This is a genomic window from Paenibacillus sp. J22P15, assembly GCF_056269345.1.
Window position 1 is genome coordinate 55,673 of record NZ_JBWDNT010000015.1, and the last position, 22,312, is coordinate 77,984.

The following is a 22,312-nucleotide window of genomic DNA, read 5'->3' on the forward strand; positions in this document are numbered from 1 at the left end:
TTATCATTGTCAACGATTCAATTTAGTGATTTCATGCTTATTTGAAACCATTAATTGTCCCATAAATATTAAAAACCGAGGATAACTTTAAAGAAGTTAACCTCGGTTACGTGAACAATGGTGGTGGACTAACCGTGTTGACTGATCAGCTTCACATATCACAGAACTGCGTTATCCAGCACGCCTACTAAACCATTTCCTCGAAGGATGTATCGCGTTCTTTTCCGGTCGGTTGACTATCACAATGCCTGATACAACCAAGCCCAGCGCTGCAAGCACCATTAGATGCAACACTTCACCTAACATCAACGCTGACAACACCACACCGAAAACCGGCGTCAAGAACAAATACATCGAGACGCTTCCGACCTTGTTGTATTTCATGACATTGTTCCAAAGTACAAAACCTGTGGCAGATACAAGCGACAAATACAGCAACATCAACACCGTACTCCATGTGAACACAAACGGAAAAGGCCCAGCAAAAGACGCACCGACAGCAAACAAAGCTATTCCGCCAAGCAGCATCTGCCAGCCCGTCATATATAGTACATCCAGCTCCTTCGCTTCGTTTTTGGAAAGAACATTACCAAACGCGCCGAGAAACATGCTAAGCAGCAAGCAGATTTCCCCAATGCCCATTTGAAAGACCATCTCTCCTTTTGTCATGTTCGCCACAATCACTCCACCGAAACCTAACGCCACTCCAGTGATTTTTCTCAAATTAAAACGGTCGTTCCTATACATAAAATGGGCAAGCAAAATCTGAAAAAACGAGGTCGTCCCCGCGATAATGGAGCCTTGAATACCTGTGACCATACTCATGCCGTAATAAAAAAAGGCATACTGAAGAAATGTTTGAAAAAGTCCTATTTTGCTTATCTTCGATAAAGTACCTCGCTGATACCCTGCCTTCCTGCGGATTAATTTCATGAACAAAAGGATGAGCAAAGAAGCAAGGACAAAACGGTAACCTGCAAACAAAAGCTGCTCGGACCAATTTTCTTTGCCAATCGCCAGTTCGCCATAGCTAAGTTTAATAAACGGAAAAGCGCTCCCCCACAGCAGTGACGCTAATGTTGCAGTGAACATAATACCCAAAGGATGCTTGAAAAATCTCTCTGAAGTCATTCTAACCGACACCTCGATGATTATTAATCGTATTCATGATTACTTATAGTACGTAAATATAACTCTTTTTCTTAAAAAAATAAACGACCGATCCCCTGTTGAATTCAGGGAAGCGATCGTCGCTGGGACATAAGGACAATTTTCTGCGAACATTTTACTAAGGTGCTTGTACCGCGGCAAAAGGCACAACGGCTCTGCGGTATTTTATAAGACCGATACAAATATCGCGAAGAAGGCATTCTTTATGCTCGCCGTGATCAGGATATCGTATTAAATCGCCACCGTTATGCACGAGGACCTTCCCGCCACTTCCATCTATTGTAGGATGCTGCCATATATAATCGGACGAGTATTTTGCATTTTCTGCCCCTATGGATGTAAGACCTAAAGCATGTTCAGGTAATGGAGTAAATCCTCTTGCATACGTCCCGAGTATCCCTTCCCAGCCATCAAAGTCTTCCGGCATATTCTTGAAAAATTCATAGGGATCATTCTCTACTCTTACCTTGAGATTCGTATAGGGAACAGGCGATACCATTTGGGATGGTTTTAAAAATGGAAGCACACATACAGCAACATCTATATTTAATATGAGTTGTCCGCCATTTTTAACATAATCCATTATTCTATCAGAATATTGTTGCATATATATTTGGTCGCAATGACCAGGAATATAGATGATATCACAGTTCCAAACCTCATCTGGAATAGGACGAATACCATAGTATTCGATTTGTCCGCTTGTACCTTTAAACGTTTTCGATAAATACGAGGGGCTATCCACAGAATCTACCCCTGTTGTTTGTAAATAAGCCACTTTAAACGGTTGTATCTGATTTCGATCAATTCCAAGCTCGTTATTAAGCCATGGATAAAACACTTGAAGCATTTTAGTTGTTGTTGGCATAAACCGTTGACCGTTATGACTATGAGGGTCAAGTGTTGTGATAAAAACTCTACCCCCGCCTTCTAAATCCTTAAAATCAATAACAACCGACTCATGAGTATCTTCTATCGCAAGCAATGTATTCCCGTTATGGTTTCCTTTGTATGCACCATGCCAGTGCCAATGTAAATGCTCAGGCTTCACATATTCAAACAAGGAGTGGTTTCCATGATCGGGAACATATAGTTCTATTTTACGTTCTGGTTTCGTCCACCATAGCCAATCCTTAATGTTACGATCAACCCACTCTATATTTACAACGTCTAATAGCTGATCAGCTTTATCAAGTGCAAAAATGAGTAGAAATCCGCCATTTCTAACATAATCATTAAGCTGTTTTTTATGAAGCAGAATGCGGTCACTGTGACTATGACAAGAAATAATGACTGCGCCAAATTCATCCAAGTTAAAGTTAGGCAGGTCCTCCGCATATATGAATTGATCCATTTGATGAGCAAAATCCCAATAGCTGATTAGCTGGGCACTTGTTCCCGTAGTAATATAAGCGATTTTTTTCATCTTAGCCTCCTAACCATTTCATTCTTTAACTTGTACCCCAGCAAGAGGCACAACTACTTTGCGATATTTCATTAGACCTACACAAATATCACGAACAAGGCATTCTTTATGCTCTCCGTGATCAGGATATCGCACCATATTATCACCGTTATGCACGAATACCTTTCCGCCGCTTCCATCTAATGTAGGATACTGCCATATATAATCCGATGCATATTTTGCATTTTCTGCCCCTATGGATGTGAGACCTATAGCATTTTCAGGTAATTGCGTAAATCCTCTTGAATACTGCCCTATTATGCCGCTCCATCCATCAAAGTCATCTGGCATATTTTTAAAAAATTCAAATGGATCATTTTCTACTCTTACCTTGATATTCGTATAGGGAGTTGGCGGCACCGTTTGGAATGGCTTTAAAAATGGCAGCCAGCATACAGCTACTTCTATATTTAATATGAGTTGTCCGCCATTCTTGACATATTCCATCATTCTATCCGAGTATCGTTGCATATAGATATTGTCACCTAGACCAGGGTAATAGATGATATCACAGTCCCAAACCTCATCCGGAATAGGACGAACGCCATAGTATTCGATATGTCCGCCTGTGCCTTCAAAGGTTTGTGCTAAATATGAAGGCATATTCTCAGAGTCAAACGCTGTCGTTTGCAAATAAGCCACTTTAAAAGGATTGATTTTCATATTTACCTCTTATTATTGATGTAGATCGATTGGTAAGATGGTTGAATAGCATTTCTCCGCTTGCTCAAACGATAGTATTTCAGAATTGATTCCAAAATAATTTCGTAGATTCGTCGTGTTAACGACATTTTCAGTTTTATCGAAAATAAACTTATCTTTTCCTAGGAGCAACGTTGATTGTGCTATACGAAAGGCATGCTGAGGGAAATGAGTGTTAATAATAATCGAATATTCCCCTTGTGCATTTAACTCTTCGACAACATTCAATACCTTTAGTTGATTTTTCAAATCAAGATGCGATTCAGGCTCGTCCATGATAAGTATTTTTGGATTTTTGATCAGAGCTCGTGCAATTAAAACCATTTGCAGCTCGCCGCCGCTCATTTTGTTGCAATTTCGTTCACTTAGATATTCAATACCTAGCTTTCTTAATTGCTCATAGGCTTTCTCGTAATCCTCTTTTTTTGGAAGCCTGCCCATTTTTACATGAGGAGATAAGCCCATAACGGTCATTTCAAGTCCTGTAAATCCAAATGCCATTCTTTTCGATTGTGGAACATAGGCAACTAGTTTCCAATACTTACTAGCAGACATTTGTTTAACCGACTCACCATTGATACATATATCACCTGATTTATACTCTAAAAATCCCAATAAGCATTTGACAAATGTTGTCTTACCAATCCCGTTTGCTCCTAATATGGCTAATGTTTCACCCTTGTTTACGTTAAAGGATAAATCTTTAAAAATCTGCCTGTCTGAGCCAGGGTAGTGAAAATTAAGATTTTCAACACTAATCATCCCACACTCCTCCTGTTCTTTTAAGCAAATAGATAAAGAATGGCACGCCAATAAGCGAGCTTATAATAGATAGAGGAATTTCTGCTGCTGTTATGGATCTTGCAAGTGTATCTGTAATTAGCAAGAAAATACCACCCATAATCATACTAGCTGGCACTAAATGCCTATTATCTGTTCCGACGATCATCCGAGTAAAATGCGGTACAATAAGCCCAACGAAACTAATAATACCAGCAATAGATACAATCGCTGCGACAATGACTGTTGTGAAAAAAATAATAATAATACGTGCTTTTTTCACGTTTATGCCCAGCGAAGTCGCTTCCTCCTCATCTAGAGAAAGAAGATTTAGCTGCCATCTGTATTTATAGAGGACAATTAAAGAAATCAAAATACTAGGCATCGTTCTAATAATGGTTTCCTTCGAAGGTCCGGCAAGTGAGCCCATCAGCCAAAAGGTGATCGCAGGAAGTTCATTTTTGGGATCGGCCATATACTTTAGTATGGAGACGCCAGAGTCGAATAATGCGCTAGTAATAATTCCTGCAAGAACGAGCATAAGCACAGTAAGACGCCCGCGTCTTCTTGCAATGATATAGGTGAGGTACATCCCTGCAAATGCAAAGAGTACAGCAAAAAACTGCGTGCCAAGCGTGGTTCCAATTGTTATTATGCCAAGAGCTGCACCAAAGCTGGCTCCTGATGATACGCCCAAAATATGCTCACTTACGAGCGGATTACCAAAAGTAGCCTGCAAAGCAGCCCCAGAAACAGCAATTCCAGCTCCGATAACGACAGCTAATAGTACACGTGGAAGTCTAACTTCATGAACGACTACTGAAATCTTTGAGTCTGAGAAAGAATCTGGGTTAAAGATCGAATAGAAAACATCTAGCGGGGCGATTGTGTATCTTCCGATACAAATCGCCGCCACCATCAAAATAAACAAGGTAAGAGAGGATAATACATAAAAGTTCCTTAGACGCCTTTGTCTAACTGTTACCATCTAAACCTCTCCTTATTGCATAAACATTTCGAAGTATTTGCTATTTTTGTTCTCTTCAACATTTAGAATTTGGTCAATATCTTCTTCGGTTACATCGATATTGTATAACAGTTTATAATCTTCACGGACCTGTTCGCGCATACTAAAGTCCTTGAACTTCTCCGGAGTCGCTAAGAAAGCATAGAAATACCAGGTAATACCTGGATTATCAAGTTGAGATGCTGCCGGGGCTTTGTACACTCTTTTTTCTTTTACAGCTGTCAGGTTTTTAAGGACAGGATGGTTAAAGAAATATTCGGGAGTTATATCTTTTTGGAAATCGCCAATAACGATCATATCAGGATCCCATTGCAGCAAGGTTTCTGCATTAATCTCAGCATCTGGCGTATCAAATTTACCCACTGTATAGGTAAGGTTTTCTACCTTATGTACAGCAGTGTGAGGGAGTTCTGTTCCCCATACTGTGATTTTATTTTCAGCCACATTGCCTATAAAAACATGATTTTGTCGCTCATCTTCTGTTAGGCTTTCGGTTACTTTAAGAACGGCTTGTTTAGATTTCTCGTGGTGTGCAAAAACCTCATCTACTCGATCTTGCTTTCCTAGAGCTTTACCGTACAATGTATATCTTTCAATATCGTCAGCATATTTACCCCAGTTTACAGCTATAACATCAATGCCGGCATCTTCTAGCGGTTTAATTCCTTCTTCTCCAAAATTCCATTGATAAACAACATCAGGAGCCAGCTTTAAAATACTTTCAACATTTGGCTTTGACCAATCACCTTGCATGATGTCAGAATTGACATTAAGAATGTCTGGATATTTTTTTGCGACGACACCGCCTGCAATATTATTATCTTGATCAGCTTTTACCATGCCTAAGTATGGTTCAGCGGATTGTGTAATAGAAAGCATTTCAGATCCCTCGGCTGGAAACAGTACGAATGATTTGGCATATCCATTCTCAAGAACAACCTCTTTGCCTCTGCCGTCAACAATTGTTACTGCTGCACTGTCCTCACTTGCACTTCCCTTATCCTTTTGGTTATCGTCCGTGCTTTGGCAACCTACAGCAGTTAATACCACACTGCCTATTAAACTAGTCAATAATAATTTTTTCATTTCTTTCATCCCCTTTGTTTGTTGTACCTCTGATACCTGGTGTAGTAATGCTCTTTAACGCAGATGGACGGGAACTGTTTATCAAAACCTCTTCGGCTATTCTTCCAGAGGACCGTTCAAATGAACATCGGGATCAGGGGCTTATACTTATAACATTCTCGTTCTTTTTTAACCTAGGAAGCATCTTAGCACCTATTGATAATGATTGTCAATATCATTTGCTACTTCTTTTTCTAAAGAAGATTTATACATCCAGCAATTAGTAAATCAGGCAGATTAAACAGGGAAGAGCCCATGTTTATTGGGCTCTTCCCTGTTTTTAACAAAAATTTGCGTCACTTATGATAGGGTTCTCCTTATCACTCAATCGGCCATTCATTTATTAAATATACATTCTATTTCTAAACTAAGTTTAATGGGGACTGTCTTTTTACTTTTATTCGTGCTTCGTTCAACTGGTGGAACCTTTCACAAACAATATCCTCAATGTCCCACTCTTCTGCAAGATTGTTGCATATGGTTTTGTTCTGTTAAAAATTCATGAAAGCGAAACCCCTGCCTCCCCTCAGTGGGGAGGCAGGGGCGGGACCTTGATCCTCAGTTGCTTCGTTCGCCTTCCTCGTACATGGACCAGTTGAATTACATTGCTTTTTCTATAAAGCGTTGGAGCATAGCGGCGACCTCCGCACGGGAGGCGCTGCCGGTCGGGTCGAGCACGTTGCCGCCCTTACCAGTCAGGATGCCGGTCTCCACAGCCCAGTTTATGGCGCTCTCGGCCCAGCCGGAAACCTTGCCGGCATCGGAGAACCCGTTCAGGGACACGCCGCCCGTCTTGGGGGAGCCCGCGTAGCGGTACAGCATCGCGGCAAGCTGCTCGCGGGTAATGCCTACTTCGGGTGCGGTGCCATCGGAGATGCCGGTTTCCACAGCCCAGGTCAGACCCTTCTCGTACCAGATCGCTCCGCCCGCGGTGTCCTGCCCGTCCAGGCGAGCCAGAACGGTGAACAGCATGGCACGGGTCATGTTGCCGCCCGGTGTGAAGGCATCCCGGCCAGTGCCGCCCATGAGCTCGCGGCTGGCCGCGAACTGCACTGCGCCATAGGCCCAGTTGTTTGCCGCAACGTCAGAGAAGTTCTTGCTGTTGTCGATGATTCTGATGTTCACGGACTCTGTCACATTCAGAGCCACGCCATCCTTAGTGACAACGGACTTTGATACGACAGTCTCCGTGCCGTCGGCGTTCACGAGGACCGCCACGGTGCCAGAGGTGGCATTCGTCACGGGGATGGTGACCGTAGCGCTCTCCTTGTCCCCAGGTAAGGTCACCTTGGCGGTGGTCTCACCAGAGGGTTTGGTCACGGTCTCGGTCTTTACATCATCCCTGGTCTCGGTAATGGTTACCGTGCCGTCCTTCTTAGTCTCCACCACTGCTTTGTCCCCGTTGGGCCAAGTAGTAGTTTCGGTCACGGTGCCCGTGGTATTGTCGGTGACGGTATTGGTGGTGCTGCCATCCTCATTCTTCGTTGTCGTGACGGTAGAGTCGGAAGGAGGCGTATAAGACGGCACGGGTGAGTTAACCACCACGGCGGCGATGTTGCTTGTGGTTGCCGCTATCTTGTTGGCTCCAGTGGCGCCGGAATTCGTGTTGGTTACCACACTGTAGTAATACGTCGTGCCCGTCGCATCCGTCGTCGGTGTATAGCTTGCGCTCGTCGCGCCGCTGATCGCCGTGCCGCCACTTCCGTCACTGTTGCTCGTTTTGTACCACTGGTAGCTCAGCGTGCCGCCATCGCTCACGCTCGCCGTGACCGTCAGCGCCGCTGCGCTATCTCCCTGGGTATAAGCGCCGGCTGCCGGCTGGCCGCTGATCACAGGCGTTTCCGCGTCCACTAGCGGCGTGCCTTCCACTTTCAGCGCCAGATTCTGGTACACATCGCCGTTCAGCTGGGCGCGGACCATAATCTGTTTGCCCAGCGTGGCGTTCGACGCGGCGGTCAGGTTACTGCCTGCCAGGGTTAAGCCGCTGCCACTCAGATCCACAGTCGCACGGAGCGTGACGTCCTTGGTGAGGACATACTGCAGGGTTTGGTCGGGCATCGGGTTATTGTACTGGTCATACACCATCGCCTTCACGCTGAGGGTCTCGCCCGGCGCAATGGCCATCACCGGGTTGTCAAAGAAGATCCGGTGCGGTTTGGGCGCTTCGCTGGAAACTTTAATATGCTTGGTCTCCTGGAACTTGGCCCGGTCGCGGTGCCCTTCATTGTCGGCACCTTCGCCGATGACCGTAAATTTGCCGCTGTAGTAGCCGCTGGAGTTGCCAGAATCAGCTAGGTAGGCGGTCAGGAAGATGTCCTGATTCGTGGCGGCGTCGGCCGTGACGGTCAGCGCGCCGGTGTCCGCATTCAGGGTAAGACCGTTTATTGTGGTCGCACTGGAACCCGCGGGGTAGGTCACGCTGGCCCCGCCGACCAGAGCTACGCTTCCGCTCGACAGCGCCTTCGAGCCACCGATGTCGTTGGAGAAGCGCCACTTAATGGACAGGTTAGGGTTTCCAGAGATGTCATAGGGCTTCCCGAACTGGTCCAGCACCGTCGCGGACAGATTAACGGTCGATCCCTGCTGGAAGTAGTCCCACGAAGTGTTGTGGCGGCCTTCCACAGGGTTGCCTTCCGCGTCTTGCAGGCCGTTGATCACAATGGCAGTGGGAACCGGAGCCGTCTTTTTGTAAATGCGGAAGTAGTCGAACATGGCTTCCTTAGGCCAGTAGCCGTGGTCGTGCCCATAGCCGTCACCTTCACCGTTGCGCCCCAGATAGATGCTGAGAATCGTAAGCATTCGGTAGTCGGCGGTGCGAGTGGAGGCATAGACCTGATGGCCGTCGATGTACATTCTCGTGCCGGTTTCGTCCCACTCAAAGCCGTATACATGGAACTCCTGATACGCGTCGCGACCCTCAGTGTAGCCGTCCTCGGTGTGAGTGGTGTAATTATAACGTCCGTAAGGGCTTGTCGTCGGGTCGGGCATCGTGCTTACGTTACTGCCAGCCCACCAGCGCCCGGCGGTGGGGTTGGACGGTGACGAACGGGAACCGTTTTTGTGGATGACCGGCAGCCAGCGGTTGTATTCGCCGTTGGGACTGTTCTTGTCGGCCGTAATCTCCAAAATGTCATACTCCACGCCCTGGTCGGTGGTGTAGAATACATAGTTGCCCCAGCCGCCGGGACCGAAGTCGTACATCGCGGACGCGGTTCCGGCCCCGTGCCTGGTGCCGCTCGGTTCCGGCCCGGACAAAGCCTGGGTCGGGTGCGAGTCGTCCTGCGCACCGATCATCCACCAAGCGAAGTGTGCACCGTCGCCGGTGCTGGGCAGACGCAGGCGAGTCTCAAAGTAGCCGTACTTGGTGGTCACGAGGCCATCAAAATCGGGCAGGTCCGGGTCCAGGGCGTTGCCGCGTCCGTCCTCTAGCAGGTGCTGGTGGTGGCGGTCGCGGGAATAGAGCGCGACGATGGGCTGGTCGCCGCCGTCGTTGGTGCCGTTGAAGCCCTCGCTGAAGTCAGGTCGTTGCTCCTTGGCCCCCAGCGCCAGATAGCCGTTTCCGGTCTCGTCCTTCACTATTTCATATTTGGCTTCGCTGTTGTCCTTGTTAATCGCCCAGCTTTGCAGGTACTGAGGAATCCAAGCGGTGGTATCCAGCTCGGGCCCGCCGAAATCATCGTTGAAGAACAGCTTCCAGTCGGTAGCATTCTTGCCTTCGGGGCCATCCTCTGCGTTGCGGGTCGGCCAATCCTTAATTTTAGCGTCCTTGATGATCCGCACATTGCGCGTCACGGACACAGGCGTCCCGTTCACCGTCACAGAGGCGGTGACGGCAATCGTCATCGTCGCAGCGGTATCCGGGCGGACGTACAGCATCCCATCGCTTTCAATGGTGACGCCGGGGATGTTGGTCTGCCCGTCCACATTGGAGGACGCGCCCCTGTAGGAATAAGTGACCGCCGGGTCGCTCACCAGCGCGCCGGTCGTGTCAACTACCTTGACGGGGAGATAGCGCCGCTGGAACAGCGAGTCGGGCACGGTGATCGCATACTTGTTATTATTTAGGTCGGGCACGGTCATGTAGATCTGCGGTGTAGGCGTCCCCTCGGTGAGCCGAACGCCGTTGATGCCCATGTTCCCACTGGTGTTGTTCAGGGAGAATTTGACGGTCAGCGGCGCTCCGCCCGCATCACCCGCGTAGGTGAACGAGAACTTGACGGCGTACCGCCCGCTAATTTTGTCGGAGGCGTTCTGGGAAGCCAGGCTCTCGGATTTGGTGTAGGTGTACTCCCCACCTCCCTGCTTGGGCATGGTGGCGCTGATGGTAAGCGTCCGGGCGGCTGAGGCCTGGAACGTGAGATAGACATCCAGTGTGCGTTCGATGCCCTCTGCGGACGGAGCTGTAAACTGAGCGGTTGTCGTCCCGGTGCGCACCACGCTCCAGCTGCTGCTGTCTTCCGCCGGGCTTGTGCCGTCAAAATAGGCCAGGCGGATATTTTTGCGCTCCTCGTTCTGCCCGTGGACGCGGGTGTTGCTCACGGTGCCCGCGAAGGTCGCTGTCAGCAAGTTGGCGCTGTCCTTGCGGTTGGTCTTTACGCCGGTGCCGTCGTTGGTAAAGCGCATCCAGTCGAGGACGTTGGGGGCGCTCAGGTTGTCGTCGATCTGCGGTACGCCCGGAACCGCGGTGTTGTTGGACACGCTGGAGAACGCGGTCGTCCCAGCCCACGGATGCCTTGTTTCGCCCGCAGACCATTTTGAGAATAGATAGTCGTTGTACTTCTTCGTGCCCGTCTGGAGATCATCGTTGTCCTTGATCCCCGGCTCAGCCGTGCCCAGCACATGGTAATCGACTCCGATCTCCACGTCCACATTAGGCATCACGAAGGTCGTTGTGCCGGCGATGGGATTGGCAAAGGAAACGCCGGAGGCGCCGTTGGTCAGTTTCCAATTTTTGAAACGAAAGCCCTCGGGCGGCGCATCGGCCGTGAGTGTGACCGTGCTGCCCACATGGGCGTTGATGGTCACGTCCGAGCCGGACCCGCCAACCTCCGCCGCCGTACCGCCGGTCACCTTGACGGTTTTCGTCGTAACATTCTTATATGTAGCGGTGAGATCCACGGTATGGTTGGGCATAGTGAAAGTGGCCGTGGCGCTGTTTACGTTGTCAAACAACGACGCGTCCGCGCCCGTCCACGCGTCAAACACTTGGCCGAAAGGCGCGGCGGCGGCGGTAAGCGTAAGGACTTGGCCCGACAGGAACTGGCCCGCAGGGACGGTGCCCGGCCTGCTGAGCGGTTTATTGTAAGCCGCCGTGCCGCCGGTCATGCTGAGGGAATTTGTAGTCCCATCAAGGATGCTCGCGGCCACAGGGCGTATGCCGCTCCAGTTCCCGTTATCGGCGCCAACCAAAGTAAAAGTAACCACCAGCGGATACTCATTCTCGTCGCCCGTGTAGGTGAACACATATTTTATCCCGGTAAGGCTGTTGGTTGTGGCGGTGGTATCTTCTACTCTTCTGTCAAAGGAGGGGACGGTCGCCACCGAAACGCCATTCATGGTAGCGGATGCGGTTACGTTTTGTCCGCCGTTCACGGCCAGATAGATCTCCAGCGTGCGGGACCGGCCGGCCGCGGATGGAGCAGTAAAAGTGGCGGTGGCGCCGGTCGAGGCAAAGGCGGCGTTCGCCCTGCGCATGTTCACGCTCGTGGTGGAGTTCATGGCGTCACCGCTGGACAATACGATCCCATCCGTGTATTTAGGACCGAATAGCCCTAAATCGGCATAGTTGCCACCGTTTTTCACCGAGCCGTCGTTCCCGCTGATGTCCAAACGGTCGCCTGTCACTCCGCTCTTGACATGCTTAACAAGGCTCGTGGCGCCGGTCACGTTTTCTCCGTTCGCGACGTTGGTGCTACCTCTGCTGACATAGTGAATCCAGTCAAGGATGTTCGGTCTTGTGAAGTCCGCTAAACCGGGCGACCCGTCCAAGGCTGCTTGGCGCTCCGGTGTATCGACCACGCTGTGCCCCTCTCCTATTAAAGCTTTTAGTCCTGTTACCGTATCAGTAGTGTAAATATCCCTACCGACATACAGAGCCGAGCCGGGACCGGGCGCCGCCGACGCGGGAGGTAAGGCGAAGGAAAACGAGGTGACCGCCATTATCATGGCGAGGGTAAGGGACAGTCCTCTGCGTGCGAGTTTCCGATTCATAGCATACTCCTCCTTGATCTAATGTTGTTCAATAACCGTTCTTCAACGTAGGCTCGAACTGCTGCTGATCCTGGGTACAGATCATGACAGCGTCGGCCAGAGTCGGCTCGGCAAATAGCTTGTCCCAATACGCGAAGACTCGATGCTCCGGCAGCCCATGGCGCTCCCAAAACGCTTCTCTTCGCGCGGCCATCGGCTCCGCCACCGCCGTAAGGGGATATGAACGGGGACGAAGACGCTCCTTTTTTGTTTCCGTCTTTGCTCGAGCATGTCGCTGTCACGGAAAGCATAAGGGACAACGAGACGATTACACTCCAAGATTTATACCTTTTCATTTGCAAGCTTCCTCTAGATGATCGTTTGCCTGTCTTAAGGGATCCTTGAATTCATTATAGGTCTCGCTAGAAAGCGCTTGCAATTTCAATTTGTTTACAATTGTTTCAATTTTTTTACCTATACGAATTTCGGTACTGCATCGGAGACATCCCCGTCATCTTCTTGAAAGGGTCGTGAAGTAGGAGTTGGAATCGAAGCCCGCGTGGACGGCAATGTCGTTTAATTTCAACAAAGTATTGAGCATCAGATCGATGTCATCGCCCTCTTCTATTACAAAACAAAAACCGCGTGTATAGCGGCTTGGGCTGTTGAGAAACCCCTATTTTTCCGATTGAGGCCGGTTAGAAGGGATCTCGACAATTCTGACTGACCTCAAAAGGTCAGTTTTTTGTTGTTACATCCACAGTCCTCAAAACAGCATTTTCGCCCTACTTGTGATACGGTTCAGCGCATCATAAGTAGGGCGGTTTTCCCAGTTACCTGATGGAATTCTTAACTCTTATCCCCCTTGCAGAGCTTACTTATCTCCTCCCAGGTTATGGCTATACGTACGATATCTTCTTCAAGCAGATCGGTCCCTATCTGGACTTCAATATATTCGATCGGCGTAATCGCCTTAATGGCGTGCTTGGCTCCAGCAGGAATTTGCAGAACGTCACCAGTTTGAATCTGGACATTCACCGCTTCCATAATGAACTCTCCGGTCCCGGAAATGATGATCCAGATTTCTTTTCTCTTCTGATGAAAATGATAGCTTGTATTTTTCCCCGGCAACAATTCTACTTTCTTCGTTAAAGTTTCCGGTTGTATTTCCGCCTTCGAATAATCAAATATTCGATAAGTTCCCCATCTTTTTTCCCCCTGCATGGGTACTTGATGGCTGTTTCGTATACTTTTGATTTGATTGGATTTGTCTTTATTAGCAACAAGAATACCATCTGCGCTAGCAGCTACGATAAGATTCGAAACCCCAATAACGTGAATCGGGCAAACAAGCTCGTTGACTAAATGCGTATGAATGGAATCACTTGAAATCTCTCCTAGACCGATGACGCTATTTTCAAAAAAGTCCGGAAGCACACTCCAGTCGCCTAGATCCTTCCAAGCATTGTCGTATGGAATGACCACCGAAGGCCTTGTTTTCTCCACAACCTCTACATCAAAACTAGCTTCTGGAAGATGCTCGTAGCAGTCAATTAGATCATCGTATGCTGAGGGTAGACCTTTACTTTTCAAACTAGAAAGCATAAAAGATAACGGAAAAGCAAACACACCGCAGTTCCACATGGCACTATTGCCCATCAATAGGAGTGCTTTCTCTACATCAGGTTTTTCAACGAATTGAGCAACCGAAAAATAATCCTTCGATAAATTATCGCTCGAATGCTGCGGTACAATATAGCCAAATTGGCTGGAGGCATGCTTGGGAGTCGTTCCAAGAAGGGCCAGCTCAGAACCCGATTGAGCAAGGACATCGGGAAATTTACGAAGCAAATTGAAAAAATCGGGCTCAACGAAGAGATCGGCAGGAATCACGCATACCGTTTCATTTGGAGCCGCCAGCAGCTTGGTATGCAAATAACTTGAAGCTATAGCAACTGCTGTATAGGTTCCTCTTCTATGAGGCTCAGCAATAAATGAAATTTTGTCTCCCACATGATTTTGTACAATTTCCACTTGGCTTTTATGTGCAACAATAGAGGTGCATGGAAGCAATCCTGCTTCATCCAATTGTCTGCATATCCTCTGAATCATGGATTCCTTGCCGCCATCATCCGTAGGCAGGAGCTTTAGAAATATTTTCGATCGGATCTCGTTCGATAAGGGCCATAGTCTTTTTCCGGAACCACCACCCAATATTATAATTCGCAATTACATTCCCCCTTTCTAAAGAATGGATTAAGTGATTATCTTTTAGTCTGAATTACCTTTTCTATCACGCTTTTCATTGTACGACCCGCACGGTTCCAAGACAGGTTAAGCGCATCACGTCTTCCTCGCTCCCCTTTCTCCTTGCATAGTTGAGGGTTTTCATACGCTGTTCTCATCTGTCTCTTTAAATTTCCAATATCCGCTTCTGCCCAACGTTGTCCTTTTTCAACAAACAAATTGCGAAATTGACGTGATATCGAGGATTTTCGATTCATACTGGTGACTGGGGCTCGTAATTTATAGTTAATTAAGAATGAGTTTTCACTTGTTAAGAAGTCCATGTGTCCGCCCCACCCGGTTGCGATTACGGGAATGCCGCTGGCCATTGATTCTAAGAACGGTAAGCCTACTCCTTCACCTCTAGTAGGTAGAACAAATGCATGACCGCGGGAATAAATTCCTCTCAACTTCTTGGCACTTAGACGCCTTGCCATAATGATGACCGGTGCTGGTTTCTTACGAATTCCGAGTCTTTTTTTGTAGGTTTGGATTTGGCTACGAATCCATTTTTCGTTTTCAAACTTTGCATATCCGTTCGTTTTGATAATCAGAAGCACGTTGTCTGAGGAAGAAAACTCTTCCCAATAAGCCTTTAATAAAGCTTCGGGGTTTTTACGGTGCTGAAAGCCGAATACAGAAATAAAAGTAAACTTACCATCTGCATTTTTTATGGGCAGTTTCTTATTGTTTGGGGTAAAAGATTGGACGTTGACTCCATGAGGAACAATAAAAATTGGAACCTTCACTCCACTGTCTCTCATAGCCTGCTTGTTTTGATACGAAGGGACGCATACAGCATCAGCTTGATTGAGAGGGCTCCGCCATCGCTTAGGGATTCGTGTCGTCTCCCAGACGGTATTCATGATAATAACGTTAAAATGCTTTCTTTCCTTCTTCATATTAATCGTATCAGGGGAGTAGTGATAAATTAAAACTCTTGGTCTTTTTGAATTTTTGGGTGACCGTGTCCTCGCAGCTTCAACTTTGACATTAACTCCTTGCCCTTTTAACGCTCGAACATATTCTCTGCTCGCGATTCCAAGACCGGAAGCTCTGCCCACAGGCCCTCTCCATACGATTTGATTTGGAGTCATTATCGCATCTTGGCCTTTCTTACATAATCTCTACGCATATGAAAAGAGAGTGATCGATATCGTCGTGAGTGCTTCTTAATTTGTTTTTGTGTGATTTGCTCAATGTTCATACCTAAGCTCTTGTTTAGCGCATTCCTGAGAACTAGTCCGCTTGGTTTTTTAGAATAGAGGAAGTTTCCGTAGGTTTCAAATTCTGAGAATGCAAATTTCTTCGACTTGTTCATCTTCCTTATTATCGCCGAATACCATTTCATGTGATGTTTTGATTCAATTTTCCTCTTCAATTGCTGCAGCTTCGACCTCTTAAACAACATATAGTGGGTAACAAAAGACAAGGGTGCCGCAGCTTTTTTCCCTAATAGCTTTCTATAGGTTTTAAAATATTCAGGCTGGCTCCATTTTCTGCAATAAAATAATGTCTTATTGCCTGTTCTGAAAACATGCGGTCGAATTAACACCGTGTCTGCGTCAATAACTAAAAAATATTTCGATGTACATAAGGTATCGCCGCTCATTTTCAACAATTGCTGGAAAAGCCACCCTGACCGTTCCCATTTCTTAGAACGATAGTGAATGTTCTTCTTCGTAATGGGAAGAACTGTGTTTTCATCGATAAATGTGCATCCTTTTCGTATGCACATTTCCTGTATCTTATTCTGCATCGGAGCCACGATTAGGATGCTGCCAATAGGATGCTTAACCTGTTTTCTAACGGCATCAATCACATAAGGCAGAGTCTTTAAATCCTTTGCGATTGCAGGGATCAAGACATCTATTTTTTCCTGGCTGCTTATACTCTTGATTGGATCTAACATATCTTCATCTCCCTTCAACAAGTTACTTGATCATGATATGCTGACGTTGAGCAAAGGCAATAGGCATTCCTTTAGTGTACAGAACTTAGGGCGATTGTAAGATACGGCATAGACTCGATTTTTTGATTGATGTATCCCGTGGCCTCAGTAGGGGCCACTACTTTGACTTCATACCCAAATTGCCAGATCAAGTCCACGTAGAAACTCATGTTCTCTGCCGCTATCTTCATAGTTAGGGCTCCGCTTCGGTCAATTTGTTCTCTTATAATATAATGATGAAATACCATACGAAGGAAGAGAGAAATATGTACACGATCAGCAGATTTTCTCAGCTTTGCAAAATGAGTGCACGCATGTTACGACACTATGATAAGGAAGAACTTTTAAAACCAGTATATGTAGATACAACGAACGGGTATAGATATTATGAGAAGAATCAATTAGAAACGGCATTATGGATCAAGAAACTGAAAGAATATAGATTCTCCCTGCCGGAAATTAAAACGATCCTTCAGACATCAGACAGAGAATCGTTGACCGGATTGATTCGCTCGAAAATCCATGAATTATCAAATGAGATGAATAAATTTAAACAGGTTATTGTAGAAATGCAAAAGATGATTGAAGACAATGTGGATTTTGTTCCAGGAGAAAAAAAATCTTATGATATACTGCTTGGCATGAGAAACGAGATACGTGTCCTAAGTCAAAGAGTGAAGATGAATATTGACAACATGGACAAGTATATTGATTCCTTGTACGAAACAGCAGAAGAGAGTAATATTCAGTTGCTTGGTGTTCCGTCTGCTATTTTTTTTGATGAAGAATATACCCCAGACCACAGCGATATTGAATTGATGATCCCGATTGTACATCGTAATGACGAAGATGCATCAAGTGATTGGAAAATAAAAACACTCCCCGTAAAGTTTATTGCTACTACCTTGCATATCGGAAGTTATGACTATATTGGATACGCGCATATGGCTCTTGAAGAATGGATAAAAAGTAATGGCTACTTCTTGAATGGGGCGCCTTATGAAACCTACTTGAAGGGTTCAGAATGTGATTGTCCTGCGGAGGAGTATGTGACACAAGTCTGTTTTCCCGTCATCAACAAAGCCAGACAATAATTGCTTGACCTTGACACAATGTCAAAGCTTATTCTACTACAAGAGAAAGCAACTAGAACTTAAGGAGTTTTGGACATGAATAAGATGGTTGTATTGTGCACTGGGACTTTATTAATGGCTGGGATCTTATTAGGGTGTACGCAAAGTAAAGCGGATGAGGGACAAAACATGAAAAAACAAAATATAGGCTACACCATGCCTGATGAGAGCAGCAAGCATGAAGGTACTTGGTTGCAATGGCCCCATAACTTTACCTATGGTAACGGTCATAAAGAAAAGCTTGAATCCATTTGGATCGAGATGGCAAGCGCTTTAAGCGAAGGGGAAAATGTTCATATTATCGCATATGATAAATATGAAAAAGAATATATTTATGATCTTCTATATGATGAGGGTATAAGTATGGACAAAATCGACTTCTATATTATTCCTACGGACGATGTATGGGCAAGAGATACAGCTCCGATTTTTGTATACGACAAAGATAAAAATCTTAAACTTATGGACTGGGGCTTTAATGGATGGGGCAAGAAAACTCCGTATACAAAAGATGCCGCCATTGCGACCAAACTAAGCAAACAGTTGGGTATGGAAAGAATTAATCTAAATGATGTAGTACTTGAAGGTGGCGCATTTGAATTAGATGGTAATGGTACATTTTTATTCACACGTAGTGCGGTTACAAATAAGAATAGAAATCCTAAATTATCAGAAGCAGAAATTGAAGAAGTAATAGAAGGAAATCTGGGTGCTACGAATTTTATTTGGTTAGACGGTATGCCAGGTCTGGATATTACAGATTTCCATATTGATGGTTTTGCTAAGTTTTATAATAAGTCTACACTAATTACAATGAAAGAAGAGGATTTAGAAGAATGGGGCGTCTCAAATAAGGATATAAACACATTAATGAACGCTAAGAATGCCTTTGACAAGCCTTATCAGTTTGTGTATTTACCCATTACCAAAAACAATGTCGTGTTAGATAACGGAAAGAACTTGGGGTACAGAGGTTCATATATCAATTATTACATTGGAAATACCGTTGTATTAGTTCCAAATTATAGTGATCCTAATGACAAAATAGCAAACGATGCAATTCAGAAACTATACCCTGACCGTGAGGTTATTGGAATTGACGTGAGAGAACTTTATAAAGATGGCGGTATGATTCATTGTGTTACACAACAACAACCCGTCAATTTAAAATGATCGCGATTAGCTGCATCCCATGACCCGACATTCTTCCTATTCAAAATATGGAATCAAAATTTAATTGGAAATAACTAATCGATATCCATATCAGTACTATGGTTACCGAATTCACCTTTCCTCCTAAACCGAATCCCCATCCATATTGCCATCATATCGACGTCGGCAGCATGCTAGGCGGGCTTCGTAAGAACATATATGTTCTTACAGACGTTCTGCTATGTTACTTTTGGGGCTGTAAGAACACATGCGTGCTTAAAAGCCATCATATGGACTGCGGCCTAAAACCCCACTTGTGAAAAGGGGTAAGTTATCGTCATTAAAACTACAGGATGTTATTTCAAGTCAGTGCTCAGCGATATTCATCCACAATCTCAGAAAGCTTCAGGATTACTCCCTGTTCGCTATTTGTTCCTGGGCGAGACGGATCAATTCCTTAACCATGGAACCGCCAATTTTGCCGCCGACATGGCCTGCTGATTCCGTAGTCAGTTGACCATTGTTTCCAGGGTACAGAGGTACACCAAGCTCCTTCGCCACTTCGTATTTTACATCGTCCGGTCGATTTGGATTCACGGCATATCCTTCGCGTTTCATTACATCTGCTTTGAAAGCTTGCATTCCCTGTTCGACCCCTGGCACCGCATATTTTCTCCTTCTTCTTGCCATCATGCAGCACTCCCCTCGATGTTTTTCCCTAACATGCCCGGAAGCACAAAATTTCATCCCTATTCAGCTTCAGTGCGAGTTAATTCAGGACAAGGATGCTGGCTACACTCCTCAAATAATTTACATCAGGGAGGAGATAAACTATCTTCCAATCTTCACATCGTTCTATACAGCAAGTAATGCAGGAGCATAATGATTCATTCATTTTCAAACGATCATTGAAATACCAACACTCTTTTTCCAACATAATGTTACAACACATTACTACATTAAGATCTCGATTTTTGTTTAAATGCTTCAAACCATTCCAAACTATTTGGCTACCAGCGCGTCATCGTTTATCGTTAGTGAAACATGATAAAGTCAACACTATCAAGCCTTTTCCTCATATTATTTGTCACCTTTTGAAATGAATCAACCTTGCTCCAGGGTTGACATTTGGGCAAAGATTTTTGTCTAAATATTTTTATGTATTTGGTTTACAACTCGACAGAAGTTCTATTGCAAGCTTGATATAATCTAGTTAACTCTTAATACTAGGTTGGGGGGAATGGAAGAGTGGAAGCTATTTTATTATTCATCTGGAATCTAATGATGGTATTCAAATGGGAAAATGCAAATCAGACCGATAAAGGTAAACCAGCCTGTCTTGGCATAATCTATTCGTTTGAAGCGTACTTGATTGAGAAGCAATCCATATCCATATTGCCAGATAGTCAAAAGAATAATGAGCCATTTCAACCGTTCATCCCCATACAGAAAAGCCCGCAACGCAACCCGCGTACCGAATGGCAGATTTGGTGCGACAATAATAAAATGTTGTTCCAGAGCACCGCTTAGCGTTAACGTAAAGTTAGATCGCTCTAATTGTTGCATTATAAGACATAGACTGTGAATTACTAATGGTGTGACTTGGTTAACCAATTTACAATTGAGAGGAATGAAAAACATGAAAACAATTTTCTTCTTTTTCTGGAATCTTATAATGGGAATCAAACGAGTCCATATCAAACAGCTTCTTAAGGAAACAACATGTCCCGTTTTAATCAATTCGTTTGAAGTGCATATGATAAGGAAGCAAACGGCAGCCGTCTTGCCAAGTAGGTTGAATCAGCATTGCATTAAGCTGCAGCAACCGCTCCCTATGCAGAAAGACCCTCAAAACAACCCCCTGGCCGAAACGCAGATTTGGTACGAGAACAATAAGATGTTGTTCCAAAGTTCCGCTTGAGAAGCTATACTCAGATTGGAATTAACAATTTATTGAGTGAGTTATTCTTCTCGTTATCGGCCTGATCTAACTCATTTTACAATCCACTCTTCATCTCTTTTACAGTCCCAACGCTATACCAAAATATATTTAGCTGTCATTTGTGATAAGGTTCCCCCCGATTTATCTTCACTCCGCGATAAATCTGCTCAATCAGCACCAGACGCATCAGCTGGTGCGGCAAGGTCATGCGCCCAAAGCTCAGCTTCTGCTGGGCGCGCTTAAGCACAGCGGGAGCAAGACCCGTGCTCCCGCCAATAACAAAAGCCACGTGGCTGCGCCCATACGTGGCTAATTTATCGAGCTGGCCCGCGAGATCCTCGCTTGACCAGAGCTCGCCATCTAACGCGAGCGCGACTACGTGCGCATCAGGCTTCAGCTGCGCTAGAAGCCTCTCGCCCTCTCGCTCGCGTACAATTGCTTCCTCCGCCGGACTCATCGTCTCCGGCGCCTTCTCATCGGCCACTTCCGTGAGCGTAAGCTTCACGTAAGGCCCTAATCGCTTGGCATATTCCGCTATGCCGAGCACTAAGTACTTTTCTTTCAGCTTACCAACAGCAGCTATCTGTATATGCATGACTTACACTTCCCTTTATAATCTCGGATCTTTCCTTCAGTCCGACAAGGTATTCGGACATGAAGTCCTTCAGATGCCTCTATATCTCGAATCTTCACTTCAGTCCATCAAATTATTCGGACATGAAGTCCTTCAGATGCCTCTATATCTCGGATCTTCTCCTCAGTCCATCAAGCTATTCGGACATGAAGTCCTTCAGATCCCTCTATATCTCAGATCTTCTCCTCAGTCCGACAAGCTATTCGGACATGAAGTCCTTCAGTTGCCTCTATATCTCAGATCTTCTTCTCAATCCGACAAGCTATTCGGACATCAATTCCTTCAGATCCCTCTATATCTCAGATCTTCTTTTCAATCCGACAAGCTATTCGGACATCACTCATACGATCCTTTTCTCCGATTCGCTAAACCACCAAAAAAGTAGCTGGCTCTTCACAAAAATCACATTTGCGCGGTGGATCCCAATCCGCAAATTGTGTTTCTTTCAAATCCACTACATCTGGTGCATCTTCATATTCATCTACAAAACGGTCCAATGCCTTCTCAATATGTTCTTTACATACACAATACATCGTATACACGCTTCCTATCCCTAGTTGATGGTCGTCCAAATTATCTATACACAGCATATCAGAAAACGCCTCTCCGTGTGAAGACGACAAATTTCGCACACGTTAAGAAAATCAGCTTACACGTTTCTCTTTTTTTCAGTATTTCCGCCCTCCCCTTTACACAGTCCCCTCACAATATTGCTCCCCGCCTCTACTCATACAAAAAAACCGCAGCGCACAAATG

Annotated in this window: 17 protein-coding genes; 3 read left to right on the top strand and 14 right to left on the bottom strand. The window is 45.7% G+C overall.

All coding sequences use genetic code 11. From position 1 onward, the window contains the following. Positions 1-171: 171 nt before the first annotated feature. From AC0YN6_RS23005 to AC0YN6_RS23055, 11 genes are all read right to left on the bottom strand, one after another. On the bottom strand, positions 172-1,131 hold the full coding sequence (locus AC0YN6_RS23005; RefSeq protein WP_475749723.1) for a DMT family transporter: 960 nt from the start codon (positions 1,129-1,131) through the stop codon (positions 172-174). Between the two features lie 157 nt (positions 1,132-1,288). Next, positions 1,289-2,596, bottom strand: coding sequence for a hypothetical protein (locus tag AC0YN6_RS23010; protein ID WP_475749724.1), 1,308 nt, complete (start codon positions 2,594-2,596; stop codon positions 1,289-1,291). Positions 2,597-2,614: 18 nt separating this feature from the next. Then, positions 2,615-3,298: a hypothetical protein gene (locus tag AC0YN6_RS23015; protein WP_475749725.1), complete on the bottom strand. Its 684-nt coding sequence runs from the start codon at positions 3,296-3,298 to the stop codon at positions 2,615-2,617. A 12-nt stretch (positions 3,299-3,310) separates the two neighbouring features. Beyond that, entirely contained in the window at positions 3,311-4,099 is a 789-nt protein-coding gene (locus tag AC0YN6_RS23020; protein ID WP_475749726.1) for an ABC transporter ATP-binding protein, read from the bottom strand. After that, positions 4,092-5,105, bottom strand: a complete 1,014-nt coding sequence (locus tag AC0YN6_RS23025) for a FecCD family ABC transporter permease (RefSeq protein ID WP_475749727.1) — start codon at positions 5,103-5,105, stop codon at positions 4,092-4,094. Before AC0YN6_RS23025 ends, AC0YN6_RS23020 begins: the two co-directional genes overlap by 8 nt. A gap of 12 nt (positions 5,106-5,117) precedes the next feature. Continuing rightward, entirely contained in the window at positions 5,118-6,230 is a 1,113-nt protein-coding gene (locus tag AC0YN6_RS23030; protein ID WP_475749728.1) for an ABC transporter substrate-binding protein, read from the bottom strand. A 639-nt stretch (positions 6,231-6,869) separates the two neighbouring features. Further along, the gene (locus AC0YN6_RS23035; protein WP_475749729.1) at positions 6,870-12,479 is read right to left on the bottom strand and encodes an S-layer homology domain-containing protein; all 5,610 of its coding nucleotides are present in this window, start codon (positions 12,477-12,479) and stop codon (positions 6,870-6,872) included. After that, entirely contained in the window at positions 12,476-12,814 is a 339-nt protein-coding gene (locus AC0YN6_RS23040; RefSeq protein ID WP_475749730.1) for a hypothetical protein, read from the bottom strand. Before AC0YN6_RS23040 ends, AC0YN6_RS23035 begins: the two co-directional genes overlap by 4 nt. 493 nt (positions 12,815-13,307) lie before the next feature. Then, positions 13,308-14,687, bottom strand: a complete 1,380-nt coding sequence (locus tag AC0YN6_RS23045; protein WP_475749731.1) for a sugar phosphate nucleotidyltransferase — start codon at positions 14,685-14,687, stop codon at positions 13,308-13,310. 35 nt (positions 14,688-14,722) lie between these two features. Next, positions 14,723-15,808, bottom strand: coding sequence for a glycosyltransferase (locus AC0YN6_RS23050; RefSeq protein ID WP_475749732.1), 1,086 nt, complete (start codon positions 15,806-15,808; stop codon positions 14,723-14,725). A gap of 32 nt (positions 15,809-15,840) precedes the next feature. Then, entirely contained in the window at positions 15,841-16,656 is an 816-nt protein-coding gene (locus AC0YN6_RS23055; RefSeq protein WP_475749733.1) for a DUF6492 family protein, read from the bottom strand. A 305-nt stretch (positions 16,657-16,961) separates the two neighbouring features. On the opposite strand from AC0YN6_RS23055, the gene AC0YN6_RS23060 reads away from it, so the two are divergent. Then, positions 16,962-17,789, top strand: a complete 828-nt coding sequence (locus AC0YN6_RS23060; RefSeq protein WP_475749734.1) for a MerR family transcriptional regulator — start codon at positions 16,962-16,964, stop codon at positions 17,787-17,789. Positions 17,790-17,864: 75 nt separating this feature from the next. After that, on the top strand, positions 17,865-19,001 hold the full coding sequence (locus AC0YN6_RS23065; protein WP_475749735.1) for an agmatine deiminase family protein: 1,137 nt from the start codon (positions 17,865-17,867) through the stop codon (positions 18,999-19,001). Between the two features lie 390 nt (positions 19,002-19,391). On the opposite strand, the gene AC0YN6_RS23070 is transcribed toward AC0YN6_RS23065, so the two are convergent. Further along, positions 19,392-19,673, bottom strand: a complete 282-nt coding sequence (locus AC0YN6_RS23070) for an alpha/beta-type small acid-soluble spore protein (protein WP_475749736.1) — start codon at positions 19,671-19,673, stop codon at positions 19,392-19,394. 555 nt (positions 19,674-20,228) lie between these two features. Between AC0YN6_RS23070 and AC0YN6_RS23075 the strand changes: the two genes are divergently transcribed. Then, positions 20,229-20,510 (top strand): hypothetical protein, encoded by a 282-nt coding sequence (locus AC0YN6_RS23075; protein ID WP_475749737.1) that lies wholly within the window; start codon positions 20,229-20,231, stop codon positions 20,508-20,510. Between the two features lie 527 nt (positions 20,511-21,037). Here AC0YN6_RS23075 and rlmH read toward each other — a convergent pair. Together rlmH and AC0YN6_RS23085 are read right to left on the bottom strand one after the other, a co-directional pair. Beyond that, positions 21,038-21,517 carry a 23S rRNA (pseudouridine(1915)-N(3))-methyltransferase RlmH gene (gene rlmH / locus AC0YN6_RS23080; RefSeq protein WP_475749738.1) on the bottom strand — a complete coding sequence of 160 codons (480 nt, stop codon included), beginning with the start codon at positions 21,515-21,517 and terminating at the stop codon, positions 21,038-21,040. Between the two features lie 404 nt (positions 21,518-21,921). Then, entirely contained in the window at positions 21,922-22,089 is a 168-nt protein-coding gene (locus tag AC0YN6_RS23085; RefSeq protein WP_063847536.1) for a CxxH/CxxC protein, read from the bottom strand. Positions 22,090-22,312: the final 223 nt, after the last annotated feature.